General features: G+C 42.5%; 16 protein-coding genes and 3 rRNA genes. 3 read left to right on the top strand and 16 right to left on the bottom strand.

The window, feature by feature from the left end; genetic code table 11:
* Nucleotides 1–3 precede the first annotated feature (3 nt).
* From gspM to gspC, 11 genes are all read right to left on the bottom strand, one after another.
* Complete coding sequence (gene gspM, locus AC0VZ5_RS14590) at nt 4–477, bottom strand: type II secretion system protein GspM (protein ID WP_178956686.1); 474 nt, start codon at nt 475–477, stop codon at nt 4–6.
* On the bottom strand, nt 474–1,682 hold the full coding sequence (gene gspL / locus AC0VZ5_RS14595; protein ID WP_475473433.1) for a type II secretion system protein GspL: 1,209 nt from the start codon (nt 1,680–1,682) through the stop codon (nt 474–476). Before gspL ends, gspM begins: the two co-directional genes overlap by 4 nt.
* Complete coding sequence (gene gspK / locus AC0VZ5_RS14600; RefSeq protein ID WP_475473435.1) at nt 1,679–2,665, bottom strand: type II secretion system minor pseudopilin GspK; 987 nt, start codon at nt 2,663–2,665, stop codon at nt 1,679–1,681. Before gspK ends, gspL begins: the two co-directional genes overlap by 4 nt.
* Nucleotides 2,665–3,330 carry a type II secretion system minor pseudopilin GspJ gene (gene gspJ / locus AC0VZ5_RS14605; protein WP_010393015.1) on the bottom strand — a complete coding sequence of 222 codons (666 nt, stop codon included), beginning with the start codon at nt 3,328–3,330 and terminating at the stop codon, nt 2,665–2,667. The genes gspK and gspJ overlap by 1 nt, the downstream gene beginning before the upstream one ends.
* Entirely contained in the window at nt 3,331–3,705 is a 375-nt protein-coding gene (gene gspI, locus AC0VZ5_RS14610; protein WP_010393012.1) for a type II secretion system minor pseudopilin GspI, read from the bottom strand.
* Nucleotides 3,705–4,292, bottom strand: coding sequence for a type II secretion system minor pseudopilin GspH (gene gspH, locus AC0VZ5_RS14615; RefSeq protein ID WP_178956689.1), 588 nt, complete (start codon nt 4,290–4,292; stop codon nt 3,705–3,707). Before gspH ends, gspI begins: the two co-directional genes overlap by 1 nt.
* A 49-nt stretch (nt 4,293–4,341) precedes the next feature.
* Nucleotides 4,342–4,764, bottom strand: a complete 423-nt coding sequence (gspG, locus tag AC0VZ5_RS14620; RefSeq protein WP_178956690.1) for a type II secretion system major pseudopilin GspG — start codon at nt 4,762–4,764, stop codon at nt 4,342–4,344.
* Between the two features lie 68 nt (nt 4,765–4,832).
* On the bottom strand, nt 4,833–6,068 hold the full coding sequence (gene gspF, locus AC0VZ5_RS14625; protein ID WP_075169550.1) for a type II secretion system inner membrane protein GspF: 1,236 nt from the start codon (nt 6,066–6,068) through the stop codon (nt 4,833–4,835).
* A gap of 2 nt (nt 6,069–6,070) precedes the next feature.
* Entirely contained in the window at nt 6,071–7,636 is a 1,566-nt protein-coding gene (gspE, locus tag AC0VZ5_RS14630; protein ID WP_232735523.1) for a type II secretion system ATPase GspE, read from the bottom strand.
* Nucleotides 7,629–9,692 (bottom strand): type II secretion system secretin GspD, encoded by a 2,064-nt coding sequence (gene gspD / locus AC0VZ5_RS14635; RefSeq protein ID WP_198522048.1) that lies wholly within the window; start codon nt 9,690–9,692, stop codon nt 7,629–7,631. Before gspD ends, gspE begins: the two co-directional genes overlap by 8 nt.
* Before the next feature lie 23 nt (nt 9,693–9,715).
* Nucleotides 9,716–10,660 carry a type II secretion system protein GspC gene (gene gspC, locus AC0VZ5_RS14640; protein WP_178956692.1) on the bottom strand — a complete coding sequence of 315 codons (945 nt, stop codon included), beginning with the start codon at nt 10,658–10,660 and terminating at the stop codon, nt 9,716–9,718.
* A 195-nt stretch (nt 10,661–10,855) separates the two neighbouring features.
* Between gspC and hslR the strand changes: the two genes are divergently transcribed.
* From hslR to AC0VZ5_RS14655, 3 genes are all read left to right on the top strand, one after another.
* Nucleotides 10,856–11,278, top strand: coding sequence for a ribosome-associated heat shock protein Hsp15 (hslR, locus tag AC0VZ5_RS14645; RefSeq protein ID WP_138608173.1), 423 nt, complete (start codon nt 10,856–10,858; stop codon nt 11,276–11,278).
* 12 nt (nt 11,279–11,290) lie between these two features.
* Entirely contained in the window at nt 11,291–12,136 is an 846-nt protein-coding gene (gene hslO, locus AC0VZ5_RS14650) for an Hsp33 family molecular chaperone HslO (protein ID WP_138608171.1), read from the top strand.
* 264 nt (nt 12,137–12,400) lie between these two features.
* Nucleotides 12,401–13,939, top strand: a complete 1,539-nt coding sequence (locus tag AC0VZ5_RS14655; RefSeq protein WP_138608169.1) for a phosphoenolpyruvate carboxykinase — start codon at nt 12,401–12,403, stop codon at nt 13,937–13,939.
* A 609-nt stretch (nt 13,940–14,548) separates the two neighbouring features.
* Here AC0VZ5_RS14655 and rrf read toward each other — a convergent pair.
* From rrf to AC0VZ5_RS14680, 5 genes are all read right to left on the bottom strand, one after another.
* A 5S ribosomal RNA gene (gene rrf, locus AC0VZ5_RS14660) occupies nt 14,549–14,663 on the bottom strand.
* Nucleotides 14,664–14,800: 137 nt separating this feature from the next.
* Nucleotides 14,801–17,685, bottom strand: a 23S ribosomal RNA gene (locus AC0VZ5_RS14665).
* 295 nt (nt 17,686–17,980) lie between these two features.
* Nucleotides 17,981–19,514, bottom strand: a 16S ribosomal RNA gene (locus tag AC0VZ5_RS14670).
* The 16S, 23S and 5S rRNA genes sit together here, the layout of an rRNA operon.
* A 967-nt stretch (nt 19,515–20,481) precedes the next feature.
* Nucleotides 20,482–20,883 (bottom strand): 50S ribosomal protein L17, encoded by a 402-nt coding sequence (gene rplQ, locus AC0VZ5_RS14675; RefSeq protein WP_008115370.1) that lies wholly within the window; start codon nt 20,881–20,883, stop codon nt 20,482–20,484.
* Nucleotides 20,884–20,922: 39 nt separating this feature from the next.
* Complete coding sequence (locus AC0VZ5_RS14680; protein WP_008115371.1) at nt 20,923–21,909, bottom strand: DNA-directed RNA polymerase subunit alpha; 987 nt, start codon at nt 21,907–21,909, stop codon at nt 20,923–20,925.
* Between the last annotated feature and the right edge of the window lie 3 nt (nt 21,910–21,912).

Consider the following 21,912-nt stretch of genomic DNA (forward strand, 5'->3'; position numbering starts at 1 on the left):
TAACTACTTCTCTAATACTAAACGGCTTACGCGTACATAACCGGATTTATCATCTTGGCTTAAATCTAGATTTTCTACGCTTAAACCATGCTGATTAACGAGCTCATCAATCCATTGGATTAATAGATTAAACTCTACTGAGTCGAGCGTTAAACGAAGTGAGTTATCATTAGGCTGCATTTTACTAATATTAATGCTGTAACGGCCGCGCGTATTATTAACTATTTGGCTGAGATTTTGATTACTCACAGCTTGCGTTTTACCCGCGGCTTTGAGCTTAACAATACTCTCGTCTACCCAGGCTAACAATTCTTGCTGTTTTATTTGTGATTGCTGTGCCCGCTCTATCGCAGTATTTAAAGGCCTAAAAACCCCCATCACCAAAACAAAAATGATAAATACAACGCCTGCAACCATAATTAGTTGTTGCTCTTGCTCTTTTAATGAACGCCAATATTGCATTAACTGCTGCTTCATTGTGCACCTCGCAGTCTGATTTCGCCGACGATAAAATCGCCATCATTATTTAACGAGCCCTGCTCAACAGTAACCCCTTGCTGCTCTAGAATGGCTTTAACCTTACCAAAAGTTTGAAAGTCTTTACCACGCGCTCGAATGCGCAATTCATTACGGCGTTTGTCAAAGCGTAATGTTTGTGGCGTAAACTCACTCACTTGCGAAAACACGCTAACCAATTTACTGGTTAAATCTAAAAAGCCAGTATCGCTAACACCTTGTACTTTATTCAATGCACCCTGTATTTGATTTTTAATTAAATGAGGGCGTACTCGTGTGCCGGGAAAGGCTTTTTGATATCGCTCTACTACTTGCGATTTAGCTACTTCTAGCTGCGAATTAAGCTGATGTAATTCAACCGCTTTAATAGTCACACTTGATACCAAGGCAACCACACTAATAATGGCAGCACTTTTCCAGTAACCCCACCATAACGCAGTTTTCTTTTTAAGGGTGTAAGGTCCTTGACGCAAATTAAACTTAAGTTTATCAAGTTGTTTAGCAAATAATGCTAACGGTAACTCATAGTCACTTGTTTGCGGATATAAGTTAAGTGCTTCAGGAAACTGATCAGCGGGGCTGTAATGCTTGATATCAGGATTGCCTAATGCTACTAAATACTCTTTTAGCCAACTGCTTTCAACCGCGCTAATGTGCCAGTCACCTTGTTTAAAGAGCCACTGCTTATTAAGTTCGATGGCAGTAACACATGACTCTTCAGCGCTTGGCAATAGTAATGCATCCGGTACTATTTGATACGGAGTGAGTTGATGTTTTTCAAATACTTCTAACCAGTGCTCAAACCAATCACGGTTGGTTAGCGCAATCTTAATTGCATGCTGCTCATCAACCATAGTTGGCTCCCCAAGCGCGATATAAACGTCGTCTATATCACAGGCAAGATCTTCTTCGAGCATATAGGGCAATGCTTGCTCTAATTTACGGCTCCACTTTGTTGGCAGTGTCACCGTTTTTAATTGCACTTGGTCACATGGTAAAAGTACCACAAGTTCTCGGGTTAATGCTTTTTCAGTTAGTTCACTTAACTGATTGGCATTTTGTAGCTCGCCACTGGCTATTATTTCTTGTTCTTGTAGTGAGTATATTAACCAGTTAAGTAAATCTTGCTCGGTTTGACCCGTGCGGATCAACAGTATCTCTGTCACTGTACGCCTCCAAATTTTCGCGCCAGTATCGTTACCTCGCCATTGCTGGCATACAGTAATGTGGTCATCGAAAAACGCAAATCAACAAATTTTGCCTGCGTTTGTAATTTAAAATATTCACTTTTTAAACTAAAAAGCTTTTCTACTGCTTTGATATTTTTGCCGCCTTGTTGTTTAACAGACTCAAAAAACTCTTCAATATTATCAAAGCCATTTTCAGGTCGCGCTGCAATTACCGCTTGAGCACCCGAAACACTCAGTTCGTCTATTAGGCCACTGAACAATAAAGCTTGCTCTTCAGTGACTGTATTAACATTAATTGAAAGTAACGTACTACCAGGGATCACACAGACAAAAGGCAGCACCTTTTCCATCACTAAAGGGTTAAAGCCTTTAATTAAACGCAGTTCAGATACCGAAGCAAATAGGCTATTTGCTGTTATATACGGAAACTGACGCGATAAATATTCGCCCTCTTCAGCTCCTGAGCGATACGTAATACTGTTTTTATCTAACCAGTCAAAAACACTATCAGCCATACCTTCTTCAGATTCATCACTGGGTAAGTCTTCTATATTTTCTAATATGGCAAACAACGCTTTATGCGCAGGGTTCGTTTTATTAGTACTATTTGGGTCGGGCTCAGCGCCAAGCGCATTTAAGTTTAAACAGGCTTGTAAATCAGTTAACTGACCGCTTAACGTGCCGTTATCAACTGGGTACTTAACATCACCTTGCTTTGCCCACGGCTGCGCTAAGGTGGTTTTTTCTGAATCGTCTTTTTTACTTTGAATTAAGCCTTTAATAGCTAATTCTTCAGCGCCATAAGCATACCATTTAGCCTGTTGCTGACTTTGCAAGTTAGTACTTCTTTGTACCTGTACCATTAAGTTCGCACTCATTTCTACGGCTAAAATAGCAGCCAGCGCGACAATAAATAACACAATAACTAACGCCGCGCCGCGTGATGTTTTTTGATTCATCAAGGCGTTCCTCGGCCATTTGGTTGCGATTGGTTAGTACCATCATTAACCGGTTTTGGTAGCTCTTTACCGAGTCCTGGCACTAAAAAAACGCGCCTAATTGGTTCTGCGTTCATTTGCTTTAATGTTACAGCTACCGCTTTAGGTAACGCCTTAATTTGCCAGTTTTCTTGCCACTCTGCGTTACCATCTAAAAACTCAAATTTAAGCTCTTCTACGTCAGCTAAAACAACTTGGCTACGAGGCTCCATATTATCAAGTTGATCAACATAAATGCGATATACTCGTTCTAAGTTGTCATCAATTACTCGATAACCAACAGCTTGCAGCTCTGAGCGAGGAAGTAAATTAATGGGATTCATCCAACCATCACGCACAAAGGCAATGCCATCAAGCTGGCTTTCTAAAATGTAGCGCCCTGCAAGTAAGTAACTCTCTTGAAAATCCCCAGCTTCATTACGCACTTGGCGTTTAGTCATTTGGCTAAAGTCTTGATCCATTAGCCTGAAGGCTGTTTGTAACCCATTTAGCTCAGCAATTTTTTCATCTGATGCTTCTTTGGCACGCGTGGTGGTATCAAGTATTTGGTGGGTGGCCATAATAACAAACGCCAACACTCCTAGTGCCACCATCACTTCTAATAATGTAAAACCGCGCTGCTTCACTTATGGCTTACCTTTATTTAGGTAAGTACTTAACTCATAAATTGAATTTTCATACTTATCATCTGTAAACACATTAATAGTGACCTTTACAAAGCTCTTATCCGCAGTGGGCACAACATCTTGGCGCCAAAACCATTCAATCCCCGCCATCATCTCAGTACCGCGGGTACCATTTTTACCTTGCCATTTTTCGCCTTTCGTTCGTTGTTCTACCAATACATTCTCAGCTACCCATGAGCCATACGTTTGCTCTTCAATGCTAGATAAGTGATGAATATGCTCACCAGTTGCTTGCATTGCAGCAATACCCGCCATAGCACAAATACTTAGCGCAACTAAGACTTCTAATAAGGTAAAACCTTGGTATTTTTTCATTATTGGGGCTCTCGACGAAAATCAACTGGCGCAGCAAATTTACCTTCAATAAAATATACCGGCTCCGCCTGATCTTTTAACTCAAGCATGAGCTGAAATGCACTTACATCAGCAGAGGATAAAAGAAGTACTTGAGGAACTTTTAATTTTTTAAGTTCTAATAAGCTATCTTCATTATCGCCACTCATTAACTCACGCCAGTTAGACTGCTCTAATAAGTTATCTTGTGCCCAAGGTAGGTCTTCTAAATTAAGTGTTACTTTAAATTGCTGGTCAAACTCAATTGGTTTAAATAACTCTTCCCGCTTAAAGCTGGTCCACTTTTCGCCATCAAACACTAAAAATTCAAGCGTATTTTGATCAACTAATAAACCTAACTCTACCTGGTTAAGTACGGCAAATTCCGATGCGGCATTAATGGTGGTATGCAGCCTACTTGCTTGCTTATCTAGCTCTTCCTCTGCGCCGCCATCTAAGCTGTATACCACCATTTTGGTGGCAAAGGCGATGATCACCAATACCACTAAAATCTCTATTAAACTAAAACCATATTGCTTTGCACCTAGGTGCTTAAGGTTTACCCGCATGGTAAACCCCTATTAACTAAGTTTAAGCGTATGATAAAGTTAATGCCCATTACTGCTTATCTTCATCCCAGTTACCAATATCATCATCGGTAGCCGGTTCGCCATCGGGTCCCATAGAAAAAATGTCAAACTTACCAATCTCTCCTGGACTAATTAGTTGGTAATTTTTACCCCACGGATCTTCTGGTAATTTGCTAATAAAACCACCATCTGGGAAGCGTTTTGGAATAGGCTCAATACTAGTTTTAGTCACTAATGCCTCTAAACCTTGCTCTGTACTTGGGTAGCTTTTATTTTTAAGCTTGTACAAACTCATAGCATCTTCTAACTGCTGAATATCTAAATGCGCTTTATCAATAGCCGCTTCTTCTTGCTGACCCATAATATTAGGTGCCACAATCGACATGATCATCCCTATGATAACCAGTACCACCATCACTTCTAATAAAGAAAAACCTGATTGTTTATTCACGTTATTACCTCGTTATTCTAAAAACACTAAACAAAAATGATTTAAATAAATCATTAATATAAAAATAATTAAAGGCCAACAGCCTTATTCATTGCCATAATAGGCTGCAGAATCGCCATTACTATAAACAGTACAATGACTGCCATAGAGGCAATCATTGCGGGTTCTAATAACTTTAATGACACATTGACCATACTTTCAAACTCGCGATCTTGATTGTTAGCGGCTCGCTCTAACATTTGCTCAAGTTCACCAGATTTTTCACCACTGGCTATCATATGCAGCATCATTGGTGGAAACAACTTAGTTTGCTGCAGTGAAGCACGTAGGCTTGCCCCTTCACTTACTCTTTCTGCGGCATCAGCCACAGCTTGTTTGATTTTTTCGTTAACTAATACCCCACCAGAAATACGCATTCCTTCTAGTAGCGGTACTGAACTTGACGATAAAATACTTAAAGTACGAGCAAAGCGCGCTGTGTTAATCCCTCTGGCAACCTTACCTATGCCGGGCATATGTAATACTTTTGCATCCCACCAAAACCGTACCTTAGGTTTTTTAAGCGCATACTTGATTCCAACCGCGGTCGCGGTGATCACTAGTAAACTTATAAACCAGTAATTTTGTACAAAATGACTACCTGCCATAACCCACTCGGTGGTCCAAGGTAAAACTTGTTTAGTTTTTTCGAAAGTCTTTAATATTTTAGGTACCACAGTACCCAGTAATACCGAAACAATACCAATGGCAAACACCACCAAAATAATTGGATACACCATAGCCTGCGTAATTTGACTGCGCATGTGTTGGCGCTGCTCAGTATAATCAGCTAGTCTGTTGAGCACTTGATCTAAGTGACCTGACTTTTCACCTGCCGCCACCATAGCGCGGTACAAATCGTCAAAAACATGCGGAAATTCACTCATACCATCAGCAAGGGTATAACCTTCCACTACTTTCGATCGCACCGACATCAACATACGTTTTAGCCGTGGTTTTTCACACTGCTCAGCAACCGCCATTACCGCCCCCTCTACAGGTAGGGCAGACTGAATTAGGGTTGCAAGCTGACGAGTGATCAAAGCGAGATCGGCAGTTGATATGGTTGGTTTAAATAAAGAGCCGAGTAAAGGTACTTTTTGACCTTTAACTTGTTTGTCATCTTGCGCAGCAGGCACAACCTCAAGCGGTGTAAGCTTTTGATCGCGCAGAAGCTGGCGAACTTGCTTAGCTGTATCGGCTTCTAAAATACCTTTTTTTTCTTTTCCCCGGCCATCTAATGCGCGGTATTCAAACGCTGCCATAGTTAGCCTTCCTCACGCGTTACGCGCAGTACTTCTTCAAGCGTTGTTTTACCTGCAAGCACACGGCTGCAGCCATCTTGACGAATACTAGGGCTATGCTTACGAATGTATTTCTCTACGCTTTGCTCACCTTTACCGCTGTGGATCATTTCACGAATGGTTTCGTCGACAACTAATAACTCATGAATACCAGTACGACCTCGGTAGCCGTTAAAGTTACACTCTTCACATCCTACTGCGCGGTAAATCGTCGGAGCATTGTCAAACGGTACGCCGAGTAATTCACATTCACGCTCATCTGCAACGTGACCTTCTTTACAGCTATTACATAAAGTACGTACCAAGCGCTGGGATAATACCCCTAGTAATGAAGACGATAATAAAAACGGCTCAACGCCCATATCTTCCATACGAGTGATTGCGCCTGAGGCGGTATTAGTATGTAACGTAGACATAACTAAGTGGCCAGTAAGTGATGCTTGTACACCAATTTGGGCTGTTTCTAAATCTCGTATTTCACCGACCATAACTACATCAGGATCTTGACGTAAAATAGCGCGCAGACCACGGGCAAAAGTCATATCAACCTTGGTATTAACCTGTGTTTGGCCAATGCCTGGAATTTCGTACTCAATTGGATCTTCAACCGTTAAAATATTGCGATCCCGCGAGTTAATTTGGCTCATACCTGCATATAGCGTGGTACTTTTACCAGAGCCTGTAGGGCCTGTTACTAAGATTATACCATGCGGCTTGCTAATTAAGTCGGCAAACAGCTCTCGGTTTCGAGCTGTCATACCTAAGTCTTCTAGGTTTAAACGTGCATTGTTTTTATCAAGCAAACGCAGTACCACTCGCTCACCAAAGCTCGATGGCATAGTCGACACACGCACATCTACAGCGCGCCCAGCGATACGTAAACTAATACGGCCATCTTGCGGTATGCGTTTTTCTGCAATATCGAGTTTGGCCATTACTTTAATACGCGATACCAACAAAGAGGCTAGTTTACGATTAGGCTTTAGAACTTCTTTGAGTACGCCATCCACCCGAAAACGAATAACCAGCTCTTGCTCAAACGTTTCAATGTGGATATCAGAGGCGCCTTCTTTAATTGCCTCACTGAGCATGGCATTAATCAGCTTTATAATAGGTGCATCGTCGTCACCGGCAAGCAAGTCTTCTGTTTGAGGGAGCTCATCAGCTAGTGAGAATAAATCAACCTCATTACCAATATCTTCCATCATTTGCTGAGTTTCTGAGCTATCACGTTGATACGATGCTTCTAGTAATAGCTCAAACTTATCATCTTCTAGTTGCTCAAGTGTAAAGCCATGTCCTGCAATACGACGCACTTCTAATAATACATCAACATCAAGCTCACCACGGTAATACACAATTTGGTTATCTTTATGCTTACTGAGTAACGCGCCAACACGTCTGGCATAAGAAAACGGCAAACGTTTTGCAGGCAGTTCAATTAAGTCATCTTGAGCAAGCTGTTCATCATTACTATGAGTAATTGGATGAACAACATCTTGATTAATATCTTCTATCGCATTAGTCATCATTACGCTCTTGTGCATTTTGTTTGCGTAAATGCTCTTCATACGTTGGTGGTAACAACAATTCGTCATTCCACTCAGGTAAAATAGGTGTGTCTGACATTGGCATTAAATTAATACCATCTTCACGTTTTTTAAATTGTTCACCGCGAATAAAGTTATATTTATTAAAGCTAAGTTTATTCATACTAACGCCATCGCGAATAATGGTCGGTCTTATAAATACAATAAGATTACGCTTACGCTTTGTTGTATTAGTTGACTTAAATAAGTGCCCTAAAATAGGGATGTCGCCTAGTAATGGCACTTTTGACACGCTTTCTTGTACATCTTCATCTATCAAGCCGCCTAATACCACCATGCCGCCATCATCTGCCATTACGGTTGTTTTAATTGCGCGCTTATTGACTGAAATATCAACTGCCGTTGCACCACTTACACTAGAAACTTCTTGCTCAATGGTTAATTGCACTGCAGAACCATCGTTAATTTGTGGTGTCACTTTAAGTTTTATACCCACTTCTTGGCGCTCAACCGTCTGGAATGGGTTAGTATTATTACTACCTGTTTGCGAGCCAGTAATAATTGGCACTTCTTGGCCAACTAAAATAGACGCTTCTTCGTTATCCATAGTGGTAATAGAGGGAGTCGCTAGAATATTAGAATTAGTATCGGTTGAAACCGCTTGTACGATTGCGCCCCAATCGTTTTTAATCACTCCCATGGCTAAACCATTAATACCACCAAGTAATGATGCAAGCGGGCCGTAGTCACCCTCTGAAGTTTCATCATATTCAGTTGGAGTACCCGTCTCTGTTCCAATAATTGTTTTAGTTATTGTTGTGTCACGAGCTTGCTCAGCAGCTACAGCTAAAGCACCGACAGGCACAGTGGTACCATTATTAAATTGCAGCATGCCGCCTTCTTCTGAAATCCATTGCAGACCAAAGTTAACGCCATCGCCTTCCATTACTTCAATTATAATGGCTTCCACTAGTACTTGTGCGCGGCGAATATCTAAGCGCGCAATAACAGACTCTAGTGAACGCATTGTATCTGGCTGAGCGGTAATAACTAATGAATTAGAATCTGGATGAGCTTCAATGCTAGTGTCATTCTTATTACTACTGCGAGTTTTGGTTGCCCCACCTTTTGAGTCCTCTGCCAGCGATTTGCTCACACCTTGGAGTACTTTTACTAAATCTTCGGCCTTTGCGTAATTGAGGTAAAACACTTTGGTATTACCTTGGCTTTCCAGCTCTCCATCTAAACGTTTAATGAGCTCAATGGCACGTGTGCGTGCTTGGCCTTCACCACTGACAATCACACTATTAGTACGACCATCAGCTACAACTTTAGGAATTAAAAACTCAGGTACGCTACCCTTGCCACTATCTTTATAAATATTTTCAACTACTGAGACAACATCATCAGCCGTTGCAAACTTGAGCTTAACGATATCGACTCGCTTATCACCCGCTTGATCAACAGAGCGAATAATTTCTACTAAGCGGTTAACCGAGGCTGCATGACCAGTTAGCATCATTACGTTGGCCGCGTTAAAGTTAGCAACGTGACCACCGTCTTTTTGATCGCTAAATTGGCGAACTAAAGGGCCTAACTCTTGTACGCTTACATTTTTAACTCGCACAACCCGTGTAATCATCATATCGCCAAGCGCTTGGCTATCAGCAGTAATTAATGGCACGTTTGATTTTTTAGCATCTGAGCTTTTTTCTATTTTTATTATGTTGTTGTCCATTTCAACGGCTGAATAACCGTAAACTTCTAAAACATTTAAAAAGAACTGATAGTAAAGCGCCTCATCCATTAATTCATAACTACGTACATTTACTTTGCCACGCACGTTAGGATCAATAATGATGGTTTTATTAAGGTTTTTGCCAACAATATTAATAAACTCATTAATATCTGTGCCCTTAAAGTTAGCAGCATATTCAACAGCAGCAACCGACATAGAAAGACTTGCCGCTAAAAAAAGTGCTGCATACTTAGCTAACCCTTTTTTAATTTTTTTGAGGTGTAGCACCTGAACCATTATGTTAAAACTCCAAAGCTAAGTTATTGCAGACTAAATAGTACATCTATTTGCTCACCATCACGCTCTATTGTGATAGTTGCATCTGTACTGTTTCGCAGCTCATTCATTGCTGCCATTGCCTGTTTTAAATCTGTTAATTGATAACCGTTAATTGCCACGGCTAAATCGTTATTTTGTAATCCCATTTGTTTAAATAGTTCGGGCTCTTTACCTGGACTCAAACGATAACCTATAAGTTCCCCATCATTCATCGCTTGAGAAACACGTATATAATCAAATAGCTTACCAGGTTCTTCTAAAAGCTCTTCGCGAGTTTCTATTAATGCTTCTTTCACCTCAAGGTTGGCAGTGGCATCAATTTGTTCATCGCTTTGTGCTGAAGGCGCTAAAGGTCCCATTTCAGACTCATCTCGTGCAGCGAGTACTGGCATTGATACTGTTTTAGTAAAGTCGAGTCCATCAAGCATTAAGGTTTCAAAGCGGCCACTTACATCTAAAATCACACGATCTGGGAGTATTTGCGATACTTTTGCACGTGTACCTTGCACCACATCCTCCACTAAATAACTCGTCTGGCGACCTTGTGACTCAATAATAGCCATTCCCGCCTTATCATCATTACTCACAGCAACAATACCGGTTAAGTTAATACTAAGACGCGTTTCAGGGGCATTATTGATAACTTTAGTTTGCGAAGCAGTATTGGTATTTTTTGTTACATTTACTTTACCAAATAAAAATTGCTCAATGATCGAATCTATAGACTGGTTATTACCGCCCATTGCTTGGCTAGAGTGGCTAATAGGAACAAGCGGCGATGTTATTGGCTGCGGCCATAATAACCACATCAATTTTGATAATAAAAATGCAATATAAACAACAACTAAAACCATAACCATTGCACTTAATCTCGCGTGCGGTAAACGGCTTAATAAATGTTTAAATTGTTGAACGTGCTGTTCCATAGGTAGTATTCTTATTTTAATTTATAACGAAATCACTCAGCCATAGTACCTTTTCATTTTTCATTCAACAAGCACGCTAATATTAAACTTTGTAAACAGATTGATTTATTTATCGTATCAGCTATCAAGCAATAGCTACATGCGGTAACGGTTTCGTGATAATTTACCTAGTAGTAAATTTACTAGGGATGTTTTATGACAAAGAAAACTAAACTCAATGACAGCTCAGAAAGCGCTGACGCACTTAAAGTGAGGTTGGACAAATGGTTATGGGCGGCTCGATTTTATAAAACGCGTGCAATAGCACGAGAAATGGTACAAGGCGGCAAAGTACATTATAATGGCCAGCGCAGTAAGGCTAGTAAAATTGTAGAAATTGGCGCAATTATAAAGCTAGCCCAAGGCGTTGACGAAAAAACTATCACAGTATTAAATATACTTGAAAAGCGCCAAAGCGCCCCCATTGCACAGTCCATGTATCAAGAATCTGATGCTAGTATTGCTAAGCGTGAAGAAAATAGTATTGCACGCAAAAATAACAGTTTCTTTGCCCCACATCCGGATAAAAAACCAGATAAGAAGCAAAGACGCGAACTTTTAAAAATGAAATCAAGTTAGGTATAGTCGCTCATGCAACAAGATTTACTTCACCGCTATTTATTTGACAACCTCGATGTTCGTGGCGAACTCGTACAAATAGACAACGCTTACAATGAAATGATTGCGAAACACAATTATCCAGAGCCCGTTAAAGCATTATTAGGTGAGCTGCTTGTTGCAACCTGTTTATTAACAGCAACGTTAAAGTTTGAAGGCGAAATTGCGGTTCAACTACAAGGTGATGGACCCGTAAAATATGCGGTGATCAATGGTGATGATCAACAAAATATGCGTGGCATTGCGCGATTACAACGTGAAGTAACTGGCTCAACGGTAAAAGAGCTCATTGGCCAAGGCTACATGGTTATCACGATTACTCCAACTCAAGGTGAGCGTTACCAAGGTATAGTACCTTTAGAGCATGATACATTAAGTGAATGTATAGAAAGCTATTTTGAGCAGTCTGAGCAATTAAAAACACGCCTTTGGTTTGCAACCGATACTAAAGAGGGCAGCGCCAAGGCATGTGGGCTATTCTTACAAGTACTACCTGTAGATAAGCAAAAATCGATTGAAGATTTTACTCACTTAGAAGCACTCAGTAATACTATTAAAGATGAAGAACTACTAGAGCTTGATGCCAGTACTATTTTAACGCGCCTTTATCATGAAGATAACCCACGCGTATTTGACCCTCAACCAATTCAATTTAAATGTGGTTGTAATCGCGAAAAAACGATGACTGCTTTAGTTAATGTTGGTCAACAAGCGCTTATGGATGATGTCGAAAAAAATGGTGAGATTAAAATGAGCTGCCATTACTGTTTAAAAGATTATGTGTTTAACGAACAAGATATAAAAAATATATTTAACTAATCTAGATTTTTTAAAGCACACTATAAAATAGCCATAATTTTTTATGGCTTTTTTATGTCCAAAAAATGACACCGGTATCACAAGCTGAGCATTTTTCATGACACCGGTATCATTGAAATTATTCATGTTTTTCCCTTAATTTATATGTTTTTACGGTGTTTATAAGCTCGAATATCCTTAATCCATCTGTTACTATATTTGCAGCTTAAAGGTTACTAAGACCCAGAGCTATCCCGTTCAATCTCACACAATTTAGGTATAAACATGACTTCAAGCGCTACCCGTTTTGTCGATCTAACTGCAGCTGAACTTGTCGAACACGCTATCAGCCGTGGCGAAGGGACTTTAGCCGCCAATGGTGCTTTTGTAGCTAACACTGGTCGTCGTACCGGTCGTTCTCCAAAAGATCGTTTTATTGTTCAAGAATCAAGTACTGAAAATGAAATCCAATGGGGTAATGTAAATCGCCCATTCGATGCAGATAAGTTTGACGCCTTATGGGCACGTGTAGAAGCACATGTGCAAAGTAACGACCACTTTATCTCTCACCTTGAAGTAGGCGCTGATCCAGAGCACTACCTTCCAGTGGTTGTAACAACAGAAACTGCTTGGCACCATATCTTCGCTAAAAACATGTTCATCGAACCACAATCATACAACAAAGCCGACTTTCCTCAGTGGCAAGTAATGAACGTACCTTCGTTTGTATGTGATCCAGAGCGCGATGGTACCAATAGCGATGGCACAGTTATTATTAACTTTGCACAACGTAAAGTGTTACTCGCTGGCATGCGCTACGCGGGTGAAATGAAAAAATCGATGTTCTCTGTGCAAAACTTCCTACTACCAGCGAAAGGTGTATTACCAATGCACTGTTCTGCTAACGTAGGTGAAGCAGGCGATACCGCATTATTCTTTGGTTTATCTGGTACAGGTAAAACAACATTATCAGCAGATCCGACTCGCTTCTTAATCGGTGATGACGAGCACGGCTGGGCACCAGGTAGTGTATTTAATATCGAAGGTGGTTGTTACGCTAAATGTATCGACCTTTCTCAGAAAAACGAACCTGTTATCTGGGACGCTATTCGATTCGGTACAATTTTAGAGAATGTGGTACTTGATGAAAACCGTGTTCCTGATTTCAACGATACCAGCCTAACTCAAAATAGCCGTGCAGCTTACCCACTAGAGCACGTTGAAAAACGTAAAGTTGAAAACCGCGCAGGTGAGCCTAAGGCTGTTGTTTTCCTAACATGTGATGTGAGTGGTGTACTACCGCCGGTATCTGTACTAACAGAAGAAGCTGCAGCATTTCACTTCCTAAGTGGCTACACAGCAAAAGTAGGCTCTACAGAAATTGGTTCTACTAGCGATATTGAATCAACATTCTCAACCTGTTTTGGTGCACCTTTCTTCCCACGTCCTGCAGGTGTATACGCAGAGCTTCTAATGAAGCGTGTACGTGAATTCGGCGCTAAAGTTTACCTAGTTAACACTGGATGGACAGGTGGTCCTTACGGTATTGGTAAGCGTTTTGATATTCCAACAACACGAGCTGTTGTGGATGCAATCGTATCTGGAAAATTAGCCGGTGTAGAAACCCAACACATTGACGTGCTAAACCTAGACGTACCAGTTGCAGTGCCGGGCGTAGATAGCAAGCTTCTTAACCCAATCAATACCTGGGAAGACAAAGCTAAATACGCAGAGTATGCGGCTAAGCTAGCATCTGATTTCACAGAAAATTTTGCTAAATACGACGTATCTGACGAAATTAAAAACGCAGGCCCTAAAGTTTAATAATCACCTTTAGCCTGATAATTAAAACGCCAACCTTGAGTTGGCGTTTTTGATCCTACCTATTTTACTTCAGCAACGTAGTTATTTTAATAATTGCTGATAAGCCACCTATTAGCTAAAACGTTTCCCTATGTTTTGTGCATTTCTTAATAAAGGCTCACCGAAAGCCTATTAAGCTTTAAAGTAGCAGTTACTAGTTTGTATATCTCAAATTAAATGCTATTAAACTATGTTACATTAGTACAGCTACGGGTTGTCATCAGCAATGAAACAATCTGTAGGGTGAATCTGTCCAATACCTCACTCTTTACCCTGTTAGAGCACATAAAACAACACTAGCTATTACTGGTAAACTCCTACGAACACAAGAAGGCTCAAGTCATTCGAGTCTTGCTTGCTTTTGGAGTGAGTGTGCTACCACGCAGTAGAATATCGTAGTGCCTAGAGCGCTAGAGAGCCACATTGAAAGGTACATTTAATGTTTTTAATGGGATGTGCGTTGGCTCTGAGGTTAACGCAGTGCAACTGATAGCTGACGGCTAATACTTTCACTTTTCTTCAGACGTAAAAAAGCCCGACTCTTTCGAATCGGGCTTTCTACTATTTGGAGCCTGGTAATGACCTACTTTCACATAACAAATGCTACACTATCATCGGCGCTGTTTCGTTTCACTACTGAGTTCGGCATGGGGTCAGGTGGGTCCAAAACGCTATTGTCACCAAGCAAATTTGGTGTAAGTTCGATTTAATCGAGCTTACTAAAATTTGGAATTTCTGATAATAAAATGTCTTCAGTAATCTACTTTAGTCTATTAACTTCTTCGCTTGTTTCACTATCACATAAAACGCGTTTGGCGTTGTATGGTTAAGCCTCACGGGTAATTAGTACAAGTTAGCTTAATGGCTCACACCACTTCCACATCTTGCCTATCAACGTTGTAGTCTTCAACGGCCCTTCAGAGACTTTAAAAGTCTAGTGAGAACTCATCTCGAGGCCTGCTTCGCGCTTAGATGCTTTCAGCGCTTATCAGTTCCGAACGTAGCTACCGGGCAATGCCATTGGCATGACAACCCGAACACCAGCGGTTCGTTCACTCCGGTCCTCTCGTACTAGGAGCAACCCCTCTCAATTCTCAAACGCCCACGGCAGATAGGGACCGAACTGTCTCACGACGTTCTAAACCCAGCTCGCGTACCACTTTAAATGGCGAACAGCCATACCCTTGGGACCGACTTCAGCCCCAGGATGTGATGAGCCGACATCGAGGTGCCAAACACCGCCGTCGATATGAACTCTTGGGCGGTATCAGCCTGTTATCCCCGGAGTACCTTTTATCCGTTGAGCGATGGCCCTTCCATTCAGAACCACCGGATCACTATGACCTACTTTCGTACCTGCTCGACGTGTCTGTCTCGCAGTTAAGCTGGCTTCTACCATTACACTAACCGTACGATGTCCGACCGTACTTAGCCAACCTTCGTGCTCCTCCGTTACTCTTTGGGAGGAGACCGCCCCAGTCAAACTACCCACCAGGCACTGTCCGTAACCCCGATTCAGGGGCCAACGTTAGAACATCAAAACTACAAGGGTGGTATTTCAAGGACGACTCCACAAAAACTAGCGTCTCTGCTTCAAAGTCTCCCACCTATCCTACACATGTAGGTTCAATGTTCAGTGCCAAGCTGTAGTAAAGGTTCACGGGGTCTTTCCGTCTAGCCGCGGGTACACAGCATCTTCACTGCGATTTCAATTTCACTGAGTCTCGGGTGGAGACAGCGTGGCCATGGTTACACCATTCGTGCAGGTCGGAACTTACCCGACAAGGAATTTCGCTACCTTAGGACCGTTATAGTTACGGCCGCCGTTTACCGGGGCTTCGATCAAGAGCTTCTCCGAAGATAACCCCATCAATTAACCTTCCGGCACCGGGCAGGTGTCACACCGTATACGTCATCTTGCGATTTTGCACAGTGCTGTGTTTTTAATAAACAGTCCCAGCCACCTGGTCACTGCGGCTCCAATCAGCTTAGAGAGCAAGTCTCATCACCAATCGGAGCGTACCTTCTCCCGAAGTTACGGTACGATTTTGCCTAGTTCCTTCACCCGAGTTCTCTCAAGCGCCTTAGTATTCTCTACCTGACCACCTGTGTCGGTTTGGGGTACGATTCGGTATAATCTGAAGCTTAGAGGCTTTTCCTGGAAGTATGGCATCAGCAACTTCATCACCGTGGTGACTCGTCTCGTGTCTCAGCCTAACAGCAACCCGGATTTACCTAAGTCGCTAGCCTACACACTTTCACATGGACTACCATCGCCATGCTTGCTTAGCCTGCTCCGTCCCCCCATCGCAATTATACCAAGTACGGAAATATTAATCCGTTTCCCATCGACTACGCCTTTCGGCCTCGCCTTAGGGGTCGACTTACCCTACCCTGATTAACATGGGATAGGAACCCTTGGTCTTCCGGCGTGCGGGTTTTTCACCCGCATTATCGTTACTCATGTCAGCATTCGCACTTCTGATACGTCCAGCATACCTCCCGGTACACCTTCAACCGCTTACAGAACGCTCCCCTACCACTCAGAATAAATTCTGAATCCGCAGCTTCGGTGCATAGTTTAGCCCCGTTACATCTTCCGCGCAGACCGACTCGACCAGTGAGCTATTACGCTTTCTTTAAAGGATGGCTGCTTCTAAGCCAACCTCCTGGCTGTCTGGGCCTTTCCACATCGTTTCCCACTTAACTATGACTTTGGGACCTTAGCTGGCGGTCTGGGTTGTTTCCCTCTTCACGACGGACGTTAGCACCCGCCGTGTGTCTCCCGGATATTACTTTACGGTATTCGGAGTTTGCAAAGGGTTGGTAAGTCGGGATGACCCCCTAGCCTTAACAGTGCTCTACCCCCGTAAGTATTCGTCCGAGGCTCTACCTAAATAGATTTCGGGGAGAACCAGCTATCTCCCGGTTTGATTAGCCTTTCACTCCTAACCACAGGTCATCCCCTAACTTTTCAACGTTAGTGGGTTCGGTCCTCCAATTGATGTTACTCAATCTTCAACCTGCCCATGGCTAGATCACCGGGTTTCGGGTCTATACCTTGCAACTATTCGCCCAGTTAAGACTCGGTTTCCCTACGGCTACCCTAATCGGTTAACCTCGCTACAAAATATAAGTCGCTGACCCATTATACAAAAGGTACGCAGTCACCCTCGAGGGGCTCCTACTGCTTGTACGTACACGGTTTCAGGTTCTATTTCACTCCCCTCACAGGGGTTCTTTTCGCCTTTCCCTCACGGTACTGGTTCACTATCGGTCAGTTGGGAGTATTTAGCCTTAGATGATGGTCCACCTATATTCAGTCAAAGTTTCACGTGCTCCGACCTACTCGATTTCACTTAAAATGCATTTTCATGTACGGGACTATCACCCTGTATCGTGGCACTTTCCAGAGCCTTCCATTAACACATAATAAGCTTAAGGGCTGTTCCGATTTCGCTCGCCGCTACTATCGGAATCTCGGTTGATTTCTTTTCCTACGGGTACTTAGATGTTTCAGTTCTCCGCGTTCGCCTCGTTAACCTATGTATTCAGTTAACGATACCTGCAAGCAGGTGGGTTTCCCCATTCGGAAATCCTAGTCTCAAGTGCTTTTTACTAGCTTGACTAGGCTTATCGCAAGTTAATACGTCCTTCATCGCCTCCAACTGCCAAGGCATCCACCGTGTACGCTTAGTCACTTAACCATACAACCCAAACGGGTCTTTGTTTTGTGACAGTTTAACTTCGCCAGAAGTTAATATTGAATACTAAAGTAGATACCAATCAACAAACGTAAAACGTTTATTAAATGGCACTGAATGATACTGCTATCATTCTTTTTTACTTTTGAAAACTCTGTACAAATAACAATGTTATTCATACGAATTTTATTATCAGCTTTTCCAAATTTTTAAAGAGCATATTAATTAGTAAGCCAGAGGCTTAACTAACTAACAATCATCTGTGTGGACACTACGAACAAATAAGTTCTAAATCGTATAAGGAGGTGATCCAGCCCCAGGTTCCCCTAGGGCTACCTTGTTACGACTTCACCCCAGTCATGAATCACTCCGTGGTAAACGTCCTCCCGAGGGTTAGACTATCTACTTCTGGAGCAACCCACTCCCATGGTGTGACGGGCGGTGTGTACAAGGCCCGGGAACGTATTCACCGCGTCATTCTGATACGCGATTACTAGCGATTCCGACTTCATGGAGTCGAGTTGCAGACTCCAATCCGGACTACGACGCACTTTAAGTGATTCGCTTACTCTCGCGAGTTCGCAGCACTCTGTATGCGCCATTGTAGCACGTGTGTAGCCCTACACGTAAGGGCCATGATGACTTGACGTCGTCCCCACCTTCCTCCGGTTTATCACCGGCAGTCTCCTTAGAGTTCTCAGCATTACCTGCTAGCAACTAAGGATAGGGGTTGCGCTCGTTGCGGGACTTAACCCAACATCTCACAACACGAGCTGACGACAGCCATGCAGCACCTGTATCAGAGTTCCCGAAGGCACCGAACCATCTCTGGTAAGTTCTCTGTATGTCAAGTGTAGGTAAGGTTCTTCGCGTTGCATCGAATTAAACCACATGCTCCACCGCTTGTGCGGGCCCCCGTCAATTCATTTGAGTTTTAACCTTGCGGCCGTACTCCCCAGGCGGTCTACTTAATGCGTTAGCTTTGAAAAACAGAACCGAGGTTCCGAGCTTCTAGTAGACATCGTTTACGGCGTGGACTACCAGGGTATCTAATCCTGTTTGCTCCCCACGCTTTCGTACATGAGCGTCAGTGTTGACCCAGGTGGCTGCCTTCGCCATCGGTATTCCTTCAGATCTCTACGCATTTCACCGCTACACCTGAAATTCTACCACCCTCTATCACACTCTAGTTTGCCAGTTCGAAATGCAGTTCCCAGGTTGAGCCCGGGGCTTTCACATCTCGCTTAACAAACCGCCTGCGTACGCTTTACGCCCAGTAATTCCGATTAACGCTCGCACCCTCCGTATTACCGCGGCTGCTGGCACGGAGTTAGCCGGTGCTTCTTCTGTCAGTAACGTCACAGCTAGCAGGTATTAACTACTAACCTTTCCTCCTGACTGAAAGTGCTTTACAACCCGAAGGCCTTCTTCACACACGCGGCATGGCTGCATCAGGCTTGCGCCCATTGTGCAATATTCCCCACTGCTGCCTCCCGTAGGAGTCTGGGCCGTGTCTCAGTCCCAGTGTGGCTGATCATCCTCTCAAACCAGCTAGGGATCGTCGCCTTGGTGAGCCATTACCTCACCAACTAGCTAATCCCACTTGGGCCAATCTAAAGGCGAGAGCCGAAGCCCCCTTTGGTCCGTAGACATTATGCGGTATTAGCAGTCGTTTCCAACTGTTGTCCCCCACCTCAAGGCATGTTCCCAAGCATTACTCACCCGTCCGCCGCTCGTCATCTTCTAGCAAGCTAGAAATGTTACCGCTCGACTTGCATGTGTTAGGCCTGCCGCCAGCGTTCAATCTGAGCCATGATCAAACTCTTCAATTAAAAAGTTTTATGTCTTTCGACAGCTCAATGAATTCTGAATTTATTTAATATCTTTCGATATTGAATTGACTGTGCTGCAATAAATAAATTTATTGCTGTTGGTCACTCAGTTTCAATTGAGACTCTAAATTTGTTTGCCTCACTTAGTAAACTAAGCTTGGCTGTTAGAACTCAATCTGTACGAGTGCCCACACAGATGATTGCTTTATATTGTTAAAGAACGTTGCGATTAAAGCGTTAAACTTTATCTCGCTAGGGCTGCGCATATTACGCTTTCCTATTTTTTTGTCAACACTTAATTTTGTTAAACTTGAAAGTTTTCAAAACTAAGTTTTACTCGACTCACTGAGTAGCTCGTGCCTCGCTATGCGTTGCGTTCTGCCGTCTCAGTGGGGTCGCATTATAGGGAGATCCGAAAACAGATCAACCCTTTTTTGCAGAAAACTTGAAATAAATGACTGTTCGCTGGATATTTAGACTAAACGCTTAAAAAGACAACTAAAGCTAATCATATTTCGCCTTTAAAGCTGTAAAAACTTATTTTTTGGAAAAATCTTTTCATAGTTATTGTAGCGATTACTAAGAAAACAAATTGTTTAGCTTTATATGGCCATTTAGATTAGTGGCGAATAAGTACATCAGGCAAGGACTCTACTATATAAAGTTAATGAGCTATTGGAGGGTATCAACTATTTCGAACTTTTTTATATTAATAACTATAAACTGTAAAAGTCGTTACATGGTCATATATTTATTAATCTAAATAGCTTTACTTATAAATAGAAAGATAGCAGTCCTAAACGCTCGCATTATGATTCGTCGATTCTAGTTAGGCTATTTTATTAGATGAAAGGAATGAGAATAAATTTGCTATTAATAATAGAGCTAAAAGCTTTATTCATTTTGTGTGAATTTTAGATATTAAAAAGCCGAGCATAAGCTCGGCTTTTTGGTGTCTCTTTAAGACTTACTCTGCAGACTGCGCGTCTTCTTGAACTTCTTCGCTCGCCGCTGGGCGACCAACTAGTTCAATATAAGCCATTGGTGCATTATCACCAGCACGGAAGCCACACTTAAGAATACGAGTGTAACCACCTGGACGATCCGCATTACGAGGACCGATTTCACTGAATAACTTACCAACTACTTCATTATCACGCGTGCGAGCAAACGCTAAACGGCGATTTGCTACACTGTCAGTCTTAGCCAGTGTGATTAAAGGTTCAATTACACGGCGTAACTCTTTCGCTTTAGGCAAAGTAGTTTTGATGATTTCATGTTTCACCAAAGAACCTGCCATATTGCTGAACATCGCTTTACGATGGCTACTGTTACGGTTTAATTGACGACCACTCTTACGATGGCGCATGACCCTATCCTTCTAACTAAACTAATATAGTGATTTAGATTATTCAGCTAGGCTTGCAGGCGGCCAATTTTCTAGGCGCATGCCTAGAGAAAGACCACGTGAAGCTAGCACGTCTTTTATTTCAGTTAGAGACTTCTTACCTAGATTAGGCGTTTTAAGAAGCTCAACTTCAGTGCGCTGAACTAAATCACCGATATATTGAATTTGCTCGGCTTTCAAACAGTTTGCTGAACGTACTGTTAATTCAAGATCATCAACTGGACGAAGTAGAATAGGATCGAATTCTGGCTTCTCTTCTTTCTCTTCTGGCTCAGTTACATCACGTAAATCTACGAATGCATCTAATTGCTCAGCTAAGATAGTAGACGCACGGCGGATCGCTTCTTCAGGATCTAAGGTGCCGTTTGTTTCCATATCAATGATTAACTTGTCTAAATCTGTACGTTGCTCAACACGGGCTGATTCAACCGAGTACGCAATACGTTCAACTGGGCTGAATGATGCATCAAGCAGCAATCGACCAATTGGACGCTCATCGTCATCAGAGGATAAACGACTAGATGCCGGCACATAACCACGACCACGCTCAACACGAATACGCATGCTGATCTCGCTGTTATTTGTTGTTAAATTACAAATAACATGATCTGGGTTAGCAATTGTTACATCGCCATCGTGCTGAATATCTGCCGCAGTCACAGGGCCTACACCAGATTTAGTCAGGGTCAGAAAAACTTCATCTTTGCCTTCTAACGTTACCGCTAGACCTTTAAGGTTTAGTAGTATTTCAATGATGTCTTCTTGTACGCCTTCTTTCGCGCTGTACTCATGCAATACACCGTCGATTTCAACTTCAGTTACTGCACATCCAGGCATAGATGATAACAGTATACGGCGTAAGGCATTACCCAAAGTGTGACCAAAGCCACGCTCGAGTGGTTCTAAAACTACTTTAGAACGCGTTGGGTTGATAGCGTCGATATCGACTAACCTTGGTTTTAGAAATTCTGTAACAGAACCCTGCATTTT

It is taken from the genome of Pseudoalteromonas sp. QJM3NY_12 (assembly GCF_056173165.1).

Bases quoted from the DNA above. Each gene is read 5' to 3' on its own strand.
- gspM (WP_178956686.1), bottom strand. From the start codon at position 477: ATGAAGCAGCAGTTAATGCAATATTGGCGTTCATTAAAAGAGCAAGAG.
- gspK (WP_475473435.1), bottom strand. From the start codon at position 2,665: ATGAATCAAAAAACATCACGCGGCGCGGCGTTAGTTATTGTGTTATTT.
- gspI (WP_010393012.1), bottom strand. From the start codon at position 3,705: ATGAAAAAATACCAAGGTTTTACCTTATTAGAAGTCTTAGTTGCGCTA.
- gspH (WP_178956689.1), bottom strand. From the start codon at position 4,292: ATGCGGGTAAACCTTAAGCACCTAGGTGCAAAGCAATATGGTTTTAGT.
- gspF (WP_075169550.1), bottom strand. From the start codon at position 6,068: ATGGCAGCGTTTGAATACCGCGCATTAGATGGCCGGGGAAAAGAAAAA.
- gspE (WP_232735523.1), bottom strand. From the start codon at position 7,636: ATGACTAATGCGATAGAAGATATTAATCAAGATGTTGTTCATCCAATT.
- gspD (WP_198522048.1), bottom strand. From the start codon at position 9,692: ATGGTTCAGGTGCTACACCTCAAAAAAATTAAAAAAGGGTTAGCTAAG.
- gspC (WP_178956692.1), bottom strand. From the start codon at position 10,660: ATGGAACAGCACGTTCAACAATTTAAACATTTATTAAGCCGTTTACCG.
- hslR (WP_138608173.1), top strand. From the start codon at position 10,856: ATGACAAAGAAAACTAAACTCAATGACAGCTCAGAAAGCGCTGACGCA.
- hslO (WP_138608171.1), top strand. From the start codon at position 11,291: ATGCAACAAGATTTACTTCACCGCTATTTATTTGACAACCTCGATGTT.
- AC0VZ5_RS14655 (WP_138608169.1), top strand. From the start codon at position 12,401: ATGACTTCAAGCGCTACCCGTTTTGTCGATCTAACTGCAGCTGAACTT.
- rplQ (WP_008115370.1), bottom strand. From the start codon at position 20,883: ATGCGCCATCGTAAGAGTGGTCGTCAATTAAACCGTAACAGTAGCCAT.
- AC0VZ5_RS14680 (WP_008115371.1), bottom strand. From the start codon at position 21,909: ATGCAGGGTTCTGTTACAGAATTTCTAAAACCAAGGTTAGTCGATATC.